The organism is Duffyella sp. Ts4, from assembly GCF_051851875.1.
GTDB lineage: Bacteria > Pseudomonadota > Gammaproteobacteria > Enterobacterales > Enterobacteriaceae > Duffyella > Duffyella gerundensis.
Window position 1 is genome coordinate 19,967 of record NZ_JBLYPN010000022.1, and the last position, 15,281, is coordinate 35,247.

Sequence of the window (15,281 nt, forward strand, 5' to 3'; positions counted from 1 at the left end):
CTGACCTCAAAAATATATGAGGCTGTCGGTAACATGACCGTTTTAAAGGTGTCTAAGATCTCTACCTACAAGGCGCTAAGGAGACCATAAATGTCTGATAAAAAAGTGACGCTTACCCTACAAGGCGAAGCCCCCGTTGAACTGGATGTACTGCACGGCACCCTGGGTCAGGATGTTGTCGATGTGCGTACGCTGGGAGCGCAAGGCTTATTCACCTACGATCCTGGTTTTACTTCTACTGCGTCCTGTGAATCCCAAATTACCTACATTGACGGTGACGAAGGCATTCTGCTCCATCGTGGTTTCCCGATTGATCAATTGGCTACCCACTCTAACTATCTCGAAGTTTGTTACATTCTGCTGAATGGCGAAGCGCCAACCCAGGTCCAGTTTGATGACTTCTGCACCACCGTTACTCGTCACACGATGATCCATGAGCAGATTACTCGTCTGTTCCACGGTTTCCGTCGTGATTCACACCCGATGGCGGTGCTGTGTGGTGTTACCGGCGCGCTGGCTGCGTTTTACCACGATTCGCTGGATGTAAACATTGAGCGCCATCGTGAAATCGCTGCTTTCCGCCTGTTATCGAAAATGCCGACGGTAGCGGCGATGTGTTACAAATATTCGATCGGTCAGCCTTTCGTTTATCCGCGTAACGATCTCTCTTATGCCGGTAACTTCCTGAATATGATGTTCTCCACACCGTGTGAAGAGTACGTGGTTAATCCGGTACTTGAGCGCGCTATGGATCGCATTCTGATTCTGCATGCCGATCACGAGCAAAACGCTTCCACATCAACCGTCAGAACCGCAGGTTCTTCTGGTGCTAACCCGTTTGCCTGTATCGCAGCAGGTATCGCGTCCCTGTGGGGGCCCGCGCACGGCGGCGCTAATGAAGCGTGTTTACGTATGCTTGAAGAGATCAGCACCGTTGATCACATTCCTGAGTTTGTGCGCCGTGCAAAAGACAAAAATGACTCTTTCCGCCTGATGGGCTTTGGTCATCGCGTCTACAAAAACTACGATCCACGTGCCACCGTTATGCGTGAAACCTGCCATGAAGTATTGAATGAGCTGGGCATGAAGGATGACCTGCTGGAAGTTGCTATGGAGCTGGAACATATTGCGCTGAACGATCCCTACTTTATTGAGCGCAAACTCTATCCAAACGTCGATTTCTACTCTGGTATTATTCTGAAAGCGATGGGCATTCCAAGCTCAATGTTTACCGTTATCTTTGCGATGGCGCGTACCGTTGGCTGGATCGCCCACTGGAAAGAGATGCACGATGACGGCATTAAAATCGCGCGTCCGCGTCAGCTTTATACCGGTTACGAAGCGCGTGAGTTTTCCTCACAGCTGAAAGAGTGATCGTTCCCTAACGCAGAAGTGTAAAAAACGGGTCAATTGACCCGTTTTTTTATTGCTGGCAGGCAGGACACCAGTAAAAAGGGCGCGACGAGAGCGTGGTCTTTTCTATTGTTTCGCCACAGCGTGGACACGGCTTACCTCCGCGGTGAAAGACGTTGAAGGTAAATGCGGCGCCATGATGATAATCCTTCATGGTACCCCGCGTCTGATAGGAATGACGCGGCACTGATAACAATGCGGCGCTCAGGATATCCAGTTGGTCTTCGGTTAAATCCTGCGCCTTATGCTGCGGCTTCAACGCTGCCAGCCACAAAATCTCTGCCCGCAAATAGTTACCCAGCCCCGCCAGGAAAGATTGATCAAGCAGTAAACCGCTAAACTGCCGACGGCGAAAGCGCGTGGACAGCAGCCGCTCTTTCACCTGTTGATCCGTTAGCGTCGCATCAAGTACATCCGGGCCAACCCGCTGTAAAAAAGGATGTGCCGCCAGCGTATCCTGATTCAATAACTCAATATCCGACGCACTGTAGAGCAGGATGCTTTTTTTGGCATTGCTCAGCCGCACGCGCAGGATACGGTTGGTTTCCGGCTCTTTCCCTGCTGGCATCACCCGCCAGACGCCATAAAGCTGATTGTGACTGTAGAGCACCAGACCGTTGGAAAAGTAGGTCAGCAGCGCTTTACCGCGCGTTTCAATCGCTGTTACCGTTTCGCCAATCAATGAGGAGGCGTAGGTAGCCAACTGAGGAAAAGCGAACCAGACATCGATCAGCGGCTTTCCAAGAATGGCCTTCTCAAGGCGATCGGCGGCACGGCGGATCTCTGGCCCTTCAGGCATAACATCTTCCCTTGATTAATGAGTGGTACCGCCGCTAATACGGCTGTCTTCTTCCGTGCGCAGCGCCACGGCGATCGCCGTTTCCAGCGCCGCGATAACCGTTTCTGCCGACAGACTCGCCGTGCCAGCATGGCGAGCAGCCTGTTCAGGCAGGTAGGGGATGTGGATAAAGCCGCCCCGGGTTCGGTTGCCGTTTTGCTGCAAATGGTGCAGCAAGCCGTACATCACGTGGTTGCAGACAAAGGTGCCTGCGGTTTGTGATACCGACGCCGGAATACCGGCTTGCCGTATCGCCTCGACCATGGCTTTAATCGGCAGCGTTGAAAAATAGGCAGCCGGCCCGCCCGTTACCACCGGCACATCCACCGGTTGATTACCGTGGTTATCCGCAATACGTGCGTCATCAACATTGATACCGATGCGTTCAAGCGTGATATCCACGCGCCCGCCCGCCTGCCCCACGGCAATAACCAGTTCGGGCTGCAGGTTTTCAATCGCTGAGCAGAGCGTGTCCAGCGACTGCCCAAATACACAGGGCAATTGCTTCGCTACGACTTTAGCACCAGCGATAATATGTTGATCGAGCTGCCGGACCGCTTCCCACGAAGGATTAACTGTTTCATTTTCAAAAGGCTCAAAAGCCGTGATTAACACCGTTTTCATGGCGACGCCTTCTTTAAAACATCAGGAAATAGAGCAGGACCACATTGACCATTAACAATAGCACGCCGGTTGGAACCTGCGCCTTGATCACCGCGTTGCGATCGGGTAGCTCAAGCAGCGCTGCAGGCACGATATTGAAGTTAGCCGCCATCGGTGTCATCAGCGTGCCGCAGTAGCCGGAGAACATACCGATAGCGGCCATAACCGCCGGATCGCCGCCGTGCTGGACCACCAGCACCGGAATGCCCACGCCCGCGGTGATAATCGGAAAAGCAGCAAAGGCGTTACCCATCACCATGGTTAACAGCGCCATGCCGATGGCGTACACCGCAACCGCAATAAAGCGATTATCGACCGCCAGCCAGGTTTCAGTCAGATGTGAAATTGCCGTGCCCACGCCCGCCGAAGTAAAAAGCAGACCCAGCGTAGCGAGGATCTGCGGCAGGATAAACGCCCAGCCGATCGAGTCGAGCAGACGACGCGCTTCCTGCAGCGATTGCGCCGGTCCCTCCAGCGTCAGCTTCAGCGTAATCACCCAGGCCAGCAGACAACCCAGCGTCATCGAAAACAGGGTTACCAGCGTGGCGTGATTACCGGCGCCAAAGATCGCGGTTTGCAGGCCGGGTATATGGTTAAAGGCCAGCACACCAATTACCGTTACCAGCGGGATCACCAGCGCCGGAAGAAACAGTTTGTTATGCAGACGTTTGGCGCTCTGCTGCCGCTCTTCAGCGCTGCGCTGATGGTAACGACCCAGGCGCACGCCGCCGCAACCGGCGATGACCGCCATAATCACCACCAGCACGCCCACGGTAATATGCAGCGCACGCGCACTCTCTTCCACGCCCACCAGCTGCGCAAACAGGTTTTGTGTCCAGTCACCGACAAAGAAAATCAGCCCGTAAAGCGCCCAAAACAAGCCGGTGGTCAGGCGTCGCGGATTGGCGCTGTCACGCCATGACATCACCGCCACCACCAGTAAAATCAGTCCGGCCAGCCAGAAAAGATAGTGTTGTTGAAACATCAGCGATCTCCCCGTGACTGCAATGCCTGTGCATTCAGGCTCGCCAACTCAGCAGCCAATTTTTTATCCATTTGCTGCAGGCGAACGGCATGAATAATAAAGGCGGCTACCGCAGTGGGAATGCCCCAAACCGCAATGTGCAGCGGCTCGGTCTGAATACCGGCGGACTCCAGCATAAAGTTGTGCATGAAAATGATCGCACCGAAGGCGACAAAAATATCCTCGCCAAAAAAGAGGCCAATATTGTCGGTCGCGGCGGACATCGCCCGGAGCCGATGACGCACGTCGGCAGGCAGTTCACCATAACGATTTTCTGCTGCGCCCTCGGCCATCGGTGCCAGCAGTGGGCGCACCATTTGCGGATGGCCGCCCAAGCTGGTCAGGCCCAATGCAGCGGTAATTTCACGGACAAACAGGTAGACGATCAGCAATCGCCCCGCCGTGGCGCTTTTGATTTGCGCGATCCAACCCTGCGCGCGCTCTTTCAAACCGTGCCGCTCAAGCAGGCCGATCACCGCCAGTGGAAGCAACAGAATCAACGGTAAATTGCGGGTATTAAGAAAACCGGTGCCCAGCTTTTCCAGCACATCCATCACCGGCATCAATGCAGCAAATCCGGTAATAAATCCCGAGACGATAACCACTAATACGGGATTGAAACGAAGTAAAAAGCCGACGACGATGGCGGCGATACCCACCAGAGGCCAGAGGTTAACTGCTGTTTCCATCATATTTTCCCATCAAGGTAAAGGTCAGCACCGCCGTTCAGAGGGCGGCAAATCCGCCCGGTCTATTGACCGGTGACGGTAATATTTTCACTGGCAAACGCCTGATGTAGCCGGCGGGCAAAATTCAGCGCATGTTCGCCATCGCCATGCAGACAAACGCTTTCTGCCTGCAATGCAACCCATTGCCCATCGACACTTTGCACCCGGCCCTGCTGCACCATCGCCAGCGTTTGTGCAATAGCGCGATCTTCGCTGTCGATCATCGCGCCAGGCTGGCCACGCGGCACCAGTGCGCCATCTGCCTGATAACCGCGATCGGCAAACACTTCCTGCCGGGTCTTCAGCCCCACTCGTTTCGCCACCTCGATCGAGACGCTGTTGGCCAGTCCGACTAAAATTAACCCTGCATCGACCGCCTTGACCGCACGGGCGATCGCATCCGCCAGCAGCGGATCGCGTGCCGACTGGTTATAGAGCATGCCGTGAGGCTTCACATGCACCAGCTTTGCCCCCTCGCTTTCGGCCAGCGCTTTCAACGCACCAACCTGATAAACCACCTGCGCATAAACCGTTTCAGCCGGTAACTGCATGGCGGTACGGCCAAAATTTTCCCGATCGGGGAAGCTGGGATGCGCGCCGATAGCTACGCCAAACTCCTGCGCCCAGCGCACCGACTGCAGCATGGTTGCCGCATCGCCAGCATGAAAGCCACAGGCGATATTGGCGGAGCTAACCAGTTGCAGCAGTGCGCGATCGCTGGCGCAGCCTTCACCTAAATCGGCATTAAAATCAATTTTCATGTTGCAGCCCCCATGAGATCTGATTGAGAACGTGCTGTTGCTGCCGCTTCGCTTCCAGCGCCTCTTGCAGCGAACAGTGGACAAAATGGATCGGCTCGCCCAGGCGAATCTGCGCCAGATGATAGAGGTCAGCTTCAATAACACAGGCGATACGTGGGTAGCCGCCCGTGGTTTGCGCGTCGGACATCAGCACAATCGGCTGGCCATTTGGCGGCACCTGCACCACGCCCGGCAAGGTCCCGTGTGACAGCAGCTCGCGTGGTATTTCGCGGCTAAGCGGACGCCCCTGCAAGCGATAACCCATGCGGTTACTTTGCGGGTTCAGTGTCCATGAGACGCGCCAGAACGCTTCCTGAGACTCATGGCTGAACTCATGGTATTCCGGTCCCGGCAATGCCCGGATGCGGTTTCCCCACAGCAGCTGCCGCACACCTGCGGGCTGCGTGAAATGTCGGGTCGCTGCGTTCAGGGGAATGCGATCGCCCTCCTTCAAAGCCCGGCCGCCAAAACCACCAAATCCCGCCTTGAGATCGGTACTGGCGGAGCCAAGCACGGGCGTAATGGCGAAGCCGCCGTTGATCGCCAGATAGCTGCGCATGCCGCGCACCGGCGTCGCCAGGGTCAACCGTTGGCCTTTTTTCACCGGCAGCCGCCAACCGGTCCAGACAGCTTTGCCATCCAGCTCAGCGTGACATCCGGCGCCGGTCAGTGCAAACCAGCCATCCCGTTCAAACTGACAGCAAAACTGACCAAGCGTCACTTCAATGACTGCGCTATGCGGATCGTTACCGGCCAGCAGATTGGCGGTGGTCATAGCGGGCAGATCAAGCGCGCCGCTTTGACCAATACCCGACTGCCGCCAACCGTTGCGGCCAGCATCCTGAATTGAGGCGCTCATACCGCTGCGAATAATGGTTAACATACGCCCTCCTGCTGTGGCACGAAGCGCACGCTGTCGCCGGGGCGCAGCAGCGTGGGTGGCTGCTGGTAGGGATCAAAAAGCGCTGCCGAAGTGTGGCCAATCAGCTGCCATCCGCCTGGCGAAGCGGGCGGATAAATGCCGGTCTGACTACCGCCAATACCAACCGAACCTGCCGGAACGCTCACCCGCGGCTCGGCGCGGCGCGGCATATGCAGACGTTGATCGAGGCCGCCAAGATAGGGAAAGCCAGGCTGAAAGCCGATAAAATAGACAACGTAACGGCTACTGCTGTGAAGCTCGACAACCTGTTTCTCTGTCATCTGGCAGTAGCGCGCAAGTTCGGGGAGATCGGGGCCCGCGCTGCCGCCGTAGGTCACCGGAATATCAACCTGCCGGGCATCCGGCACGCTGCTTTCACTCTCTTCCCACCAGCGTTGCAAATGCTCAATGGCATCCAGCGCCATCTCTTGCGGATTACGCAGCAGTAAGGTCAGGTTATTCATGCCAGGGATGGCTTCGATTATCTGCGGATGATCTTTTAGCTGCTCACACAATCCCCAAATTCGCTGCTGGCTGACCAGGCTGACTGGGGGTTCAAGCTCAAGCACTACCGCGCGTTCACCTAACAGGTAACAACGTGCTCGTTGCAAAACGTACCTCCGGGTTGATGTAACAAAAACCTCAAGCAGGCAAACAGTTATGCGGAAGTGTCAGGAATGTGTCAACTGCTTTGCATCCTCATGAAGTTGCATGAGGATGCGGGAAGAAGTGGTTCAGGCAGGATTGTTGATATCGATAAAGGTAACGTCGAGCTGATGGGTGCTGGCCAGCCATTCCCCCAGCGCCTTGATGCCGCCGCGCTCGGTGGCATGATGTCCGGCGGCAAAAAAATGCAGGCCGTTTTCACGGGCGCTGTGGATCGTTTGCTCTGAAACTTCGCCGGTAATAAACGCATCCACGCCAAACTCAGCGGCGTTATCGATAAAGCCCTGGCCACCGCCGCTGCACCAGGCGATACGGCGAATGCGTGCCGGCGCGTTATCTCCGCAGTGCAATGGCTGCCGCCCCAGCACCGTACCGATGCGCTCAGCCAGCTGCTCGCCGCTTAAGGCTTCCGTTAACTCACCCCAGGGCACCAGCGGCATGACTTCGCCTTTGACCTGAATATCCAGCATGCGCGCCAGCTGGGCGTTATTACCCAGTTGCGGGTGCGCATCCAGCGGCAGATGCCAGCCGTACAGATTGATATCGTTTACCAACAGCGTGCGCAGGCGTGAACGTTTCATGCCCTTGATCAACGGCGATTCGTTTTTCCAGAAATAGCCGTGATGTACCATTACAGCATCGGCCTGTAACCGCACCGCTTCGTCCAACAGCGCCTGGCTGGCCGTCACGCCGGTGACGATTTTTCGTACCTCTGCTCGCCCTTCAACCTGCAGGCCATTCGGTGCGTAATCCTTAAAACTGTCGCTGTTAAGCTGCTGATTAACGACTGCTTCTAACTGAAAATTTTGCATATCTCGTTCTCCCGCGCCTTATGAGGCATTGCGTGCCGCTTCAAAGGCGTCCAACGTTTTTTTACGTGCGTCCTTATGTTCCACGATCGGTTGCGGATAATCGAGTTTCTTATGGTTTTTCTCTGCCCACTGCTGCGGAGAGTGAATGTCGCTATCCGGCACATCCTTTAGTTCCGGCAGCCAGCGGCGGATAAACTCGCCGTCTTTATCAAAACGTTCGCCCTGCGTGGTGGGATTGAAAATGCGAAAATAGGGCGCGGAATCGGTGCCGGTAGACGCTGCCCACTGCCAGCCTCCGTTGTTTGCGGCATAGTCACCATCAATCAACTGACGCATGAAGTACCGTTCACCTGTTCGCCAGTCAATCAGCAGATCTTTGACCAAAAAGCTTGCGGTGATCATACGCAACCGGTTGTGCATCCAGCCCAGCGCATTCATCTGCCGCATGGCGGCATCCACGATGGGATAGCCCGTCTGCCCCTGCTGCCAGGCGGTGAGCAAAGCATTGTTTTCCTGCCACTGCACTTTTCTGGTCCAGCCAATGAAAGGCTGGTGCTTACACAGCATTGGCCAGGCGACCATCAGGTGAGTATAAAACTCTCGCCAGATCAACTCGTTGAGCCAGACGAAGCTTTTGCCATCGTCGAGCGCATCTGGATGGTGCTTTAACAACCGATGAAGACACTGGCGCGGCGAAAGCGTACCGGTAGCGAGATGCACCGATAAACGGCTGGTGCCGTCCAGTGCCGGAAAATTACGTCGATCCTGATACTGCACCACCGGCTGCTGGCAAAATTCACGCAGTCGCGCCAGGCCGCCCTGCTCACCCGGCGGAAACAGCGTTTCATCAAATGCTTCCTGAGGATAATCAAAAGGTGTAAGGCGGTGCAGCGTTTTCAGCGGCGCACCGTCGCGTGCAGCCGGTGCCGGAACACACTCGGGCAATTCCTGATGCAGGCGACGCACAAATGCTTTGCTGAAGGGGGTGAAAACTTTATACATGCCGTTGCTGCCGCTCTGCACGCTACCCGGTGGAAGCAGCAGGCCGTCATCAAATCCCTGACAGGCAATATCCAGCGCATTAAGCGCACGTTCCACGGCAGCATCGCGCTCGCGCTCGTTGACCGCATATTGATAATTATAGAAAAGCGCATCGACCTTTTGCTGCTGGCAAAACGTTTTTACCGTTTCCACCGCATCGTCATAGCGATCGCATTGTTGGTAGTGCAGCGCAATGCCGCGCTCGGCCAGCGACTGCTGCAGCAGATGCAGGCTTTTTGCAATAAAGGCGGCCTGTTTGGGCGCCATATCGTGGTCCTGCCACTGCCCGGGCGTGGCAACATAAAGGGCAATAACGGTAGCCTTGTTGTCGCGGCAGGCGGCATGCAGTGCATAGTTATCATTAATGCGTAAATCATTACGCAGCCAAACCAGATGAGTAGCCATAACGATCCCTGTTTAGTTGCCGTAGCGCAGACGCAGTGCTTCCGGATATGGGTCAAAATAACGCTGCTTTGCCAGCCAGGGATGCGGATATTCCGCCATATAATGTTTCAACAGCGTAATCGGCGCCAGTAACGGCTGCACGCCTTTGCGATAGCGATCGATGAGCTGGGTCAACTCCTGACGCTGTGCCGGCTTGAGCTGCTCACGAAAATAGCCCTGCACGTGCATCAGCACGTTGGTATGGTTTTGACGGCTGGCACGATAGCTCAGCAGACGCATTAACCGGCTGCGATACTCAACGGCATACTCTTCCAGTGAGTCCCATTCACCCATTTTCGCCACGAAGCGTCCCAGTTCGCGATACTCATCCTGATGATGTGACAGCAGCAGCAGCTTGTAGCGCGTATGAAAATCCATCAGTTCAAAACGACTCAAGCCTTCATTCATCAACTGATTGAATTCATGTAAAGCGTAAACGCGGCCAACAAAATTTTCGCGCAGCACGTCATCATGCAGACGGCCATCCTCTTCCATCGGCAACCACGGCATTTCGCGCTGCAGTTCGCGGGCAAAAATGCCCATGCCCGCTTTGCGATTGTTGTTATTGTCAGGTTCATATACCCGCACGCGCTCCATGCCGCAGCTTGGCGATTTCGCGCAAAGCACATAGCCGCAAAGATGATGCAGAGAAGCGACGCGATCTGCAGACCAACCGCGCATCCGACCGGTGATGTCTTCACCGCCCTCTTTGCTAAAGCAGAGTGCTACCTCACCTTCTTCTTCGCCCGCTTTAACCAATCGCAACGCCGGACGCGGCGTCGGCAAACCAATTGCCATTTCAGGACAAATCGGCTCATAGCGGACATAAGGTGCGAGATCATCGGTAGCAAACGCAAGACGCTTATGACCGCCGTCGAAGCGGACGCTATTTCCAAGCAGACAGGCGCTGATGCCAACCGGTATTTTCTCGCTCATACTTGTACAACCTTTTTAAATTTTGTATAGGTTTTCAGTGTAGCGTATTCAGTCCGTTTAGCCCAGCCCTGGCCGATGTCTCAAACCGCAGCCATAAAAAAAGCCCCGTTAATACGGGGCTTTGTCGATCTGTTCATCATGCCGGTCAGAAAATTACCAGATATCGCGTCCGGCGGCCTCAGCCTGAGCCAGCCACACCGGTTTCTGGCTGGTTTTACACCAGACACGGTGTAGATAACTGTAAAACCGCGCGCGATCGTTGCGCAGTAACATAATCGGTAATGCCAATAAGCCGATCACGATAACGGCGATGCGTCGTGTAATTATTTTTAGTGAAGAGTAGTTTTCATACATGTTCGGCCCTCCCTCTTGCGTATGTGCTGCGAAAGTAAATGTGATCTGGCTCTAATATTACGCCCGGAGCTGTACAATTACTACTCATCAGACCAGAATTATTGTGCTTTTTTTAAGCACGTCAGACGACACCACACGTAAAAGAAAAACGCGCTTAGAAAGGCCATAAAAAAAGGCGCTGACCAGCAGCGCCTTTCATACAGTAACGGGAAATTATCAGGCGTTTTTCAACACTTCACTGACGATCTCTACCGCTTCTTTTTCAATCTTTTCGCGATGCTCAGCGCCGAGGAAGCTTTCACAGTAGATTTTGTATGCATCTTCGGTGCCCGAAGGACGCGCAGCAAACCAGCCGTTTTCCGTCATCACTTTCAGTCCGCCAATTGCCGCGCCATTACCTGGTGCTGCGGTCAGACGTGCAATGATCGGATCGCCTGCCAGCGTGTCAGCACTGACCATTTCTGGTGACAGTTTAGACAGCGCCGCTTTCTGTGCGGAGGTCGCAGAGGCCTGCAGGCGATTATAGCTTGGTGCACCAAAACGCTCAGCCAGCTCATCATAGTGCTGCTGTGGGTTTTTGCCGGTAACTGCGGTGATTTCAGCGGCTAACAGGCAAAGAATGATGCCATCTTTGTCAGTTGACCACGGCGTACCGTCGAAGCGCAGGAATGAAGCGCCAGCGCTCTCTTCGCCGCCAAAACCAAAGGTGCCATCGTGCAGGCCATCCACGAACCACTTAAAGCCAACCGGCACTTCTACCAGCTTACGGCCAATATCGTTAACCACACGATCGATCATCGCGCTCGATACCAGTGTTTTACCGACCGCAACGTCTTTGCCCCACTGCGGGCGATGCTGGAACAGATAGTTAATCGCTACCGCCAGGTAGTGGTTCGGGTTCATCAGGCCCGCCGGCGTAACGATGCCGTGACGGTCGTAGTCAGGATCGTTGGCGAAGGCGAGATCGAATTTATCACGCAGCGCCAGCAGGCCTGCCATGGCAGATTCGGATGAACAGTCCATACGAATCACGCCGTCTTTATCAAGGTGCATAAAGCGGAACGTCTGATCGACAGCATCGTTCACAATGGTGAGATCAAGATTGTAGAACTCTGCGATGCGCTGCCAGTAAGCGATACCGGAACCGCCTAATGGATCAACACCGATTTTCAGACCCGCTTTCTGAATGGCTGGAATATCGATAACCTGCGCCAGGCCTTCGATGTAAGGCTGGATCAGATCCTGTTCCTGAATACGTCCGCTGGCCCAGGCTTCGCTCAATGGCAGACGCTTAACCTCTTTCAGGCCGTTAGCGATCAGCTGGTTAGCGCGATCTTCCACCACTTTGGTCACGTTGGTATCAGCCGGTCCGCCGTTAGGTGGGTTGTACTTGATACCGCCATCTTCCGGTGGGTTATGCGAAGGCGTGATAACGATGCCATCAGCCTGCGCGCCAGCCGCTTTGTTATGCTCGAGAATCGCATTGGAAATAGCAGGCGTTGGCGTATAGCCGTTATCCTGCTGCACAATGATATCCACGCCGTTCGCTGCCAGTACTTCCAGCACGGAGATGATAGCGGGCTCGGAGAGCGCGTGCGTGTCTTTACCGACGTAGCACGGGCCAGTAATGCCGTTCTTCTGACGCTCTTCAGCAATTGCCTGCGCAATAGCCAGAATATGCATTTCGTTGAAGCTCTGGCGTCCCGCGCTGCCGCGATGGCCGGAGGTGCCAAATTTCACCGCATGTTCCGGATTGCCCAGCTCGGGCTGAAGGACATAATACTGAGATGTTAACTGTGCAACGTTAATCAAATCGCTCTGCTGAGCAGGTTGCCCAGCTCTTGGGTGACTGGCCATTGGCGCTTCTCCCTGACGCTTCGGTTAAATGGTGCCGCAGACTTTGTCAGTCAGTTCCTGTGGGAACTGCATGGACTGCATGATGTGTTCGATCATGCTGCCTTTGCGGCCTGTGTTGGTATTCGTAATGACCCAGTACGGAGTGCCGGGAACATGTTTTGGCTTCGTATGGGTGCCGTGCTGTAAAAGCGTTTGCTGATCGCCAGCAAAATAGACGCGCGTCCGACCCTGCAAAGAGGCGGTCGCATCAGCAAAAGCTTTAGGATCAAGACGATATAAAGTTGACAAAATCAGCATAAAACGGCTTACCGCCTTATTCTGTTCTGCGTATTCATCAGACAGCAGCATTTCACGCACAGCCCGTACGCGATCCTGCGGACGCGATTCCTCTTTTTCCGCAACAGCCGGCGAGCCAGCTACCACCGGGGTGGTTTTTACCGGTGCGCTTTGACCTGCGGTAAATTTCAGCATGCGCCGTAAAATGTCGGAGGCGCTTTCACCAATGTGCTGTGTGTGGCTGGCAATATAGCGATACAGCTCTTCGTCGACTTCAATCGTTTTCATCTTTATCCGTACGGTTTTAACGAGTGGCAGAACCAGTCCATCCTGGAGTGTGACATCAGTACGCAATGCGCTGCAAAATGTGACCTGGTTCTAACATAAGGATTATAAAGTTAAATCCTGAGGGTCGGTAGCGCTGACGTCGCCAGAAGACAAAAGTCAGAATATGCCTTATTCGCGCGGCGCCCTTTTCCAGGACAAGTAAAAAACATGATACCCTAAGCCTTCGTCCCCGCCGTAAGAACTTTGCCATGAATTTGAATGCTCGCTTGCAAACTGAACAATCTGCGCCGCAAGGCACGCCACTGCTGTTAATCCACGGCCTGTTTGGCAGCCTGGATAACTTAGGCGTGTTGGCGCGCGGCCTTCGCGACAGGCGTCAGGTGATCCAGGTTGACGTGCGCAATCATGGGCTGTCCCCGCGTTCAGATCAGATGAGCTATGCCGCCATGGCAGCTGATATGTTCGATACGCTGGATACGCTGGGCATTGAGAAAGTATCGGTGATTGGTCACTCAATGGGCGGAAAAATTGCTATGACCATGGCATCGCTGGCCGCGGCGCGCGTTGAGCAACTGGTGATGATCGATATTGCGCCGGTGGATTATCAAACGCGCCGTCATGACGCCATTTTTGCTGCGGTTAACGCGGTGACGGCAGCGGGAGTGGAACAACGTGCTCAGGCCGCCGAGCTCATGCGTCAGTACATCGATGAAGAGGGCATTATTCAGTTTTTACTGAAGTCTTTTCACGCCGGTGAATGGCGTTTCAATGTGCCGGTTTTGTGGGACAACTATGCTGCTATCTCCGGCTGGAACAGCCTGCCCGCCTCGCCGCATGCTGCACTGTTTATTCGCGGCGGCGATTCTTCCTATCTGGATAACGCCTATCGCGACACACTGCTGGCGCAGTTTCCGCACGCGCGAGCCCATGTGATTGCCGATGCAGGACACTGGGTGCACGCAGAGAAGCCCGATGCGGTGCTGCGCGCCGTGCGTCGGTTTTTAGCTCTGCCAGCATAAATGTCTGTCGAAGCGGGAAATAATTGTTCCCTGCGCTACAGCTGGGTTATTATACCGCGCTAAAATTTACCGGCATCAGGTAAATCGGCTCATTTCAGTTACACTTTGACAGGTTCACCCTCGTCATCCTTTCACTATCGCGAAGCTATGGCAAAAGAAAACACGGACCGCACCACACTCGATCTGTTCGCAGATGAACGTCGACCGGGTCGGCCAAAAACCAGTCCGCTGACGCGTGATGAACAGCTCCGTATCAACAAGCGAAACCAGCTAAAACGCGATAAAGTGCGCGGCTTGCGTCGTGTTGAGCTGAAAATGAACGCCGATGCGGTTGATGCACTTAATGAGCTGGCCGATCGGCGGCAGATGAGCCGCAGCGAATTGATTGAAGAGATGATCATGGCGCAATTAAAGCTATAGTCATCGCCGCGCGAGGAGGAGAACGCACAAAGCGACAAATGCACGGGCTTTGTGAGTTCCGCCCTCTTCGCCTCTCTGCTATCATTGCGTTTATCTGTGAATAAAATTCACCACCAATTAATTACGTTTCAAGAGGTTATCAAGCGCATGGCAATCGTAGGCATTTTCTTCGGCAGCGATACGGGCAATACCGAAAACATTGCAAAGATGATTCAGAAGCAACTCGGTAAAGACGTTGCAGAAGTTCATGACATTGCCAAAAGCAGCAAAGAGGACCTCGAAGCGTTCGATATTCTGCTTTTAGGCATTCCGACCTGGTATTACGGCGAAGCGCAGTGCGACTGGGACGACTTTTTCCCAACGCTGGAAGAAGTGGATTTCAATGGCAAACTGGTGGCGCTGTTTGGCTGTGGCGATCAGGAAGATTACGCAGAATACTTCTGTGATGCGCTGGGCACTCTGCGCGATATCATCGAACCGAACGGCGCGGTTATCGTCGGTCACTGGCCAACCGAAGGTTATCACTTTGAAGCCTCTAAAGGCCTGGCGGACGATAAGCACTTCCTTGGTTTAGCTATTGATGAAGATCGTCAGCCAGAACTGACCAACGCACGCGTGGACGCGTGGGTAAAACAAATTTCTGATGAGCTTCATCTGCAGGAAATTATTGAGGCGTAATCTGAACGCTCAATGTGGGCGCTGGCTCACATTGAGCAGATGGATTTTCCTATGGAAATAATAGATACATATTTGTAACTTTAATCGGCAAATCTGTAGAAT

At 54.3% G+C, this 15,281-nt stretch carries 17 protein-coding genes; 4 read left to right on the top strand and 13 right to left on the bottom strand.

All coding sequences use genetic code 11. The features are described 5' to 3' along the window. The first annotated feature begins 90 nt into the window (after nt 1-90). The gene (locus tag ACJY2L_RS19190; RefSeq protein WP_439212811.1) at nt 91-1,374 is read left to right on the top strand and encodes a citrate synthase; all 1,284 of its coding nucleotides are present in this window, start codon (nt 91-93) and stop codon (nt 1,372-1,374) included. 49 nt (nt 1,375-1,423) lie between these two features. Here the strand turns inward: ACJY2L_RS19190 and nei are convergent, their stop codons facing one another. The 13 genes from nei to seqA all read right to left on the bottom strand — a co-directional run bounded on the left by nei (nt 1,424) and on the right by seqA (nt 13,062). Continuing rightward, nucleotides 1,424-2,212: an endonuclease VIII gene (gene nei, locus ACJY2L_RS19195; RefSeq protein WP_439212810.1), complete on the bottom strand. Its 789-nt coding sequence runs from the start codon at nt 2,210-2,212 to the stop codon at nt 1,424-1,426. Between the two features lie 15 nt (nt 2,213-2,227). Further along, on the bottom strand, nt 2,228-2,875 hold the full coding sequence (gene pcp, locus ACJY2L_RS19200; protein WP_187486146.1) for a pyroglutamyl-peptidase I: 648 nt from the start codon (nt 2,873-2,875) through the stop codon (nt 2,228-2,230). A gap of 13 nt (nt 2,876-2,888) precedes the next feature. Continuing rightward, a complete protein-coding gene (locus ACJY2L_RS19205; protein WP_067428738.1) occupies nt 2,889-3,899 on the bottom strand; it encodes a DUF979 domain-containing protein in 1,011 nt (336 codons plus the stop codon). Continuing rightward, nucleotides 3,899-4,627 carry a DUF969 domain-containing protein gene (locus tag ACJY2L_RS19210; protein ID WP_439213092.1) on the bottom strand — a complete coding sequence of 243 codons (729 nt, stop codon included), beginning with the start codon at nt 4,625-4,627 and terminating at the stop codon, nt 3,899-3,901. Before ACJY2L_RS19210 ends, ACJY2L_RS19205 begins: the two co-directional genes overlap by 1 nt. Nucleotides 4,628-4,689: 62 nt before the next feature. Further along, nucleotides 4,690-5,427, bottom strand: a complete 738-nt coding sequence (gene pxpA, locus ACJY2L_RS19215; RefSeq protein ID WP_209500315.1) for a 5-oxoprolinase subunit PxpA — start codon at nt 5,425-5,427, stop codon at nt 4,690-4,692. Further along, entirely contained in the window at nt 5,417-6,349 is a 933-nt protein-coding gene (pxpC, locus tag ACJY2L_RS19220) for a 5-oxoprolinase subunit PxpC (protein ID WP_439212809.1), read from the bottom strand. Before pxpC ends, pxpA begins: the two co-directional genes overlap by 11 nt. Continuing rightward, nucleotides 6,343-6,999 carry a 5-oxoprolinase subunit PxpB gene (gene pxpB / locus ACJY2L_RS19225; RefSeq protein WP_439212808.1) on the bottom strand — a complete coding sequence of 219 codons (657 nt, stop codon included), beginning with the start codon at nt 6,997-6,999 and terminating at the stop codon, nt 6,343-6,345. Before pxpB ends, pxpC begins: the two co-directional genes overlap by 7 nt. Before the next feature lie 123 nt (nt 7,000-7,122). Continuing rightward, on the bottom strand, nt 7,123-7,866 hold the full coding sequence (locus ACJY2L_RS19230) for a type 2 GTP cyclohydrolase I (RefSeq protein ID WP_187486149.1): 744 nt from the start codon (nt 7,864-7,866) through the stop codon (nt 7,123-7,125). Between the two features lie 18 nt (nt 7,867-7,884). Continuing rightward, complete coding sequence (gene phrB, locus ACJY2L_RS19235) at nt 7,885-9,312, bottom strand: deoxyribodipyrimidine photo-lyase (RefSeq protein ID WP_439212807.1); 1,428 nt, start codon at nt 9,310-9,312, stop codon at nt 7,885-7,887. 12 nt (nt 9,313-9,324) lie between these two features. After that, complete coding sequence (locus ACJY2L_RS19240; protein WP_439212806.1) at nt 9,325-10,287, bottom strand: YbgA family protein; 963 nt, start codon at nt 10,285-10,287, stop codon at nt 9,325-9,327. Between the two features lie 153 nt (nt 10,288-10,440). Next, nucleotides 10,441-10,641, bottom strand: coding sequence for a YbfA family protein (locus tag ACJY2L_RS19245; RefSeq protein ID WP_439212805.1), 201 nt, complete (start codon nt 10,639-10,641; stop codon nt 10,441-10,443). Between the two features lie 216 nt (nt 10,642-10,857). Further along, nucleotides 10,858-12,498 (bottom strand): phosphoglucomutase (alpha-D-glucose-1,6-bisphosphate-dependent), encoded by a 1,641-nt coding sequence (pgm, locus tag ACJY2L_RS19250; protein ID WP_067428712.1) that lies wholly within the window; start codon nt 12,496-12,498, stop codon nt 10,858-10,860. Nucleotides 12,499-12,522: 24 nt separating this feature from the next. Continuing rightward, nucleotides 12,523-13,062: a replication initiation negative regulator SeqA gene (seqA, locus tag ACJY2L_RS19255; RefSeq protein ID WP_067428709.1), complete on the bottom strand. Its 540-nt coding sequence runs from the start codon at nt 13,060-13,062 to the stop codon at nt 12,523-12,525. 248 nt (nt 13,063-13,310) lie between these two features. On the opposite strand from seqA, the gene ybfF reads away from it, so the two are divergent. From ybfF to fldA, 3 genes are all read left to right on the top strand, one after another. Continuing rightward, nucleotides 13,311-14,081 (top strand): esterase, encoded by a 771-nt coding sequence (ybfF, locus tag ACJY2L_RS19260; RefSeq protein WP_187486153.1) that lies wholly within the window; start codon nt 13,311-13,313, stop codon nt 14,079-14,081. 147 nt (nt 14,082-14,228) lie between these two features. Then, nucleotides 14,229-14,501 carry a LexA regulated protein gene (ybfE, locus tag ACJY2L_RS19265; RefSeq protein ID WP_067428703.1) on the top strand — a complete coding sequence of 91 codons (273 nt, stop codon included), beginning with the start codon at nt 14,229-14,231 and terminating at the stop codon, nt 14,499-14,501. Nucleotides 14,502-14,648: 147 nt separating this feature from the next. Next, entirely contained in the window at nt 14,649-15,179 is a 531-nt protein-coding gene (gene fldA / locus ACJY2L_RS19270) for a flavodoxin FldA (protein ID WP_067428700.1), read from the top strand. Nucleotides 15,180-15,281: the final 102 nt, after the last annotated feature.

What these genes read in the sequence shown, in the direction of transcription:
- ACJY2L_RS19230 (WP_187486149.1), bottom strand. Translation starts at nt 7,866, where the DNA reads ATGCAAAATTTTCAGTTAGAAGCAGTCGTTAATCAGCAGCTTAACAGC.
- ACJY2L_RS19240 (WP_439212806.1), bottom strand. Translation starts at nt 10,287, where the DNA reads ATGAGCGAGAAAATACCGGTTGGCATCAGCGCCTGTCTGCTTGGAAAT.
- ACJY2L_RS19245 (WP_439212805.1), bottom strand. Translation starts at nt 10,641, where the DNA reads ATGTATGAAAACTACTCTTCACTAAAAATAATTACACGACGCATCGCC.
- fldA (WP_067428700.1), top strand. Translation starts at nt 14,649, where the DNA reads ATGGCAATCGTAGGCATTTTCTTCGGCAGCGATACGGGCAATACCGAA.
- seqA (WP_067428709.1), bottom strand. Translation starts at nt 13,062, where the DNA reads ATGAAAACGATTGAAGTCGACGAAGAGCTGTATCGCTATATTGCCAGC.
- ACJY2L_RS19205 (WP_067428738.1), bottom strand. Translation starts at nt 3,899, where the DNA reads ATGTTTCAACAACACTATCTTTTCTGGCTGGCCGGACTGATTTTACTG.
- ybfF (WP_187486153.1), top strand. Translation starts at nt 13,311, where the DNA reads ATGAATTTGAATGCTCGCTTGCAAACTGAACAATCTGCGCCGCAAGGC.
- nei (WP_439212810.1), bottom strand. Translation starts at nt 2,212, where the DNA reads ATGCCTGAAGGGCCAGAGATCCGCCGTGCCGCCGATCGCCTTGAGAAG.
- pgm (WP_067428712.1), bottom strand. Translation starts at nt 12,498, where the DNA reads ATGGCCAGTCACCCAAGAGCTGGGCAACCTGCTCAGCAGAGCGATTTG.
- ybfE (WP_067428703.1), top strand. Translation starts at nt 14,229, where the DNA reads ATGGCAAAAGAAAACACGGACCGCACCACACTCGATCTGTTCGCAGAT.
- pxpC (WP_439212809.1), bottom strand. Translation starts at nt 6,349, where the DNA reads ATGTTAACCATTATTCGCAGCGGTATGAGCGCCTCAATTCAGGATGCT.
- phrB (WP_439212807.1), bottom strand. Translation starts at nt 9,312, where the DNA reads ATGGCTACTCATCTGGTTTGGCTGCGTAATGATTTACGCATTAATGAT.
- pcp (WP_187486146.1), bottom strand. Translation starts at nt 2,875, where the DNA reads ATGAAAACGGTGTTAATCACGGCTTTTGAGCCTTTTGAAAATGAAACA.
- pxpA (WP_209500315.1), bottom strand. Translation starts at nt 5,427, where the DNA reads ATGAAAATTGATTTTAATGCCGATTTAGGTGAAGGCTGCGCCAGCGAT.
- ACJY2L_RS19210 (WP_439213092.1), bottom strand. Translation starts at nt 4,627, where the DNA reads ATGGAAACAGCAGTTAACCTCTGGCCTCTGGTGGGTATCGCCGCCATC.
- ACJY2L_RS19190 (WP_439212811.1), top strand. Translation starts at nt 91, where the DNA reads ATGTCTGATAAAAAAGTGACGCTTACCCTACAAGGCGAAGCCCCCGTT.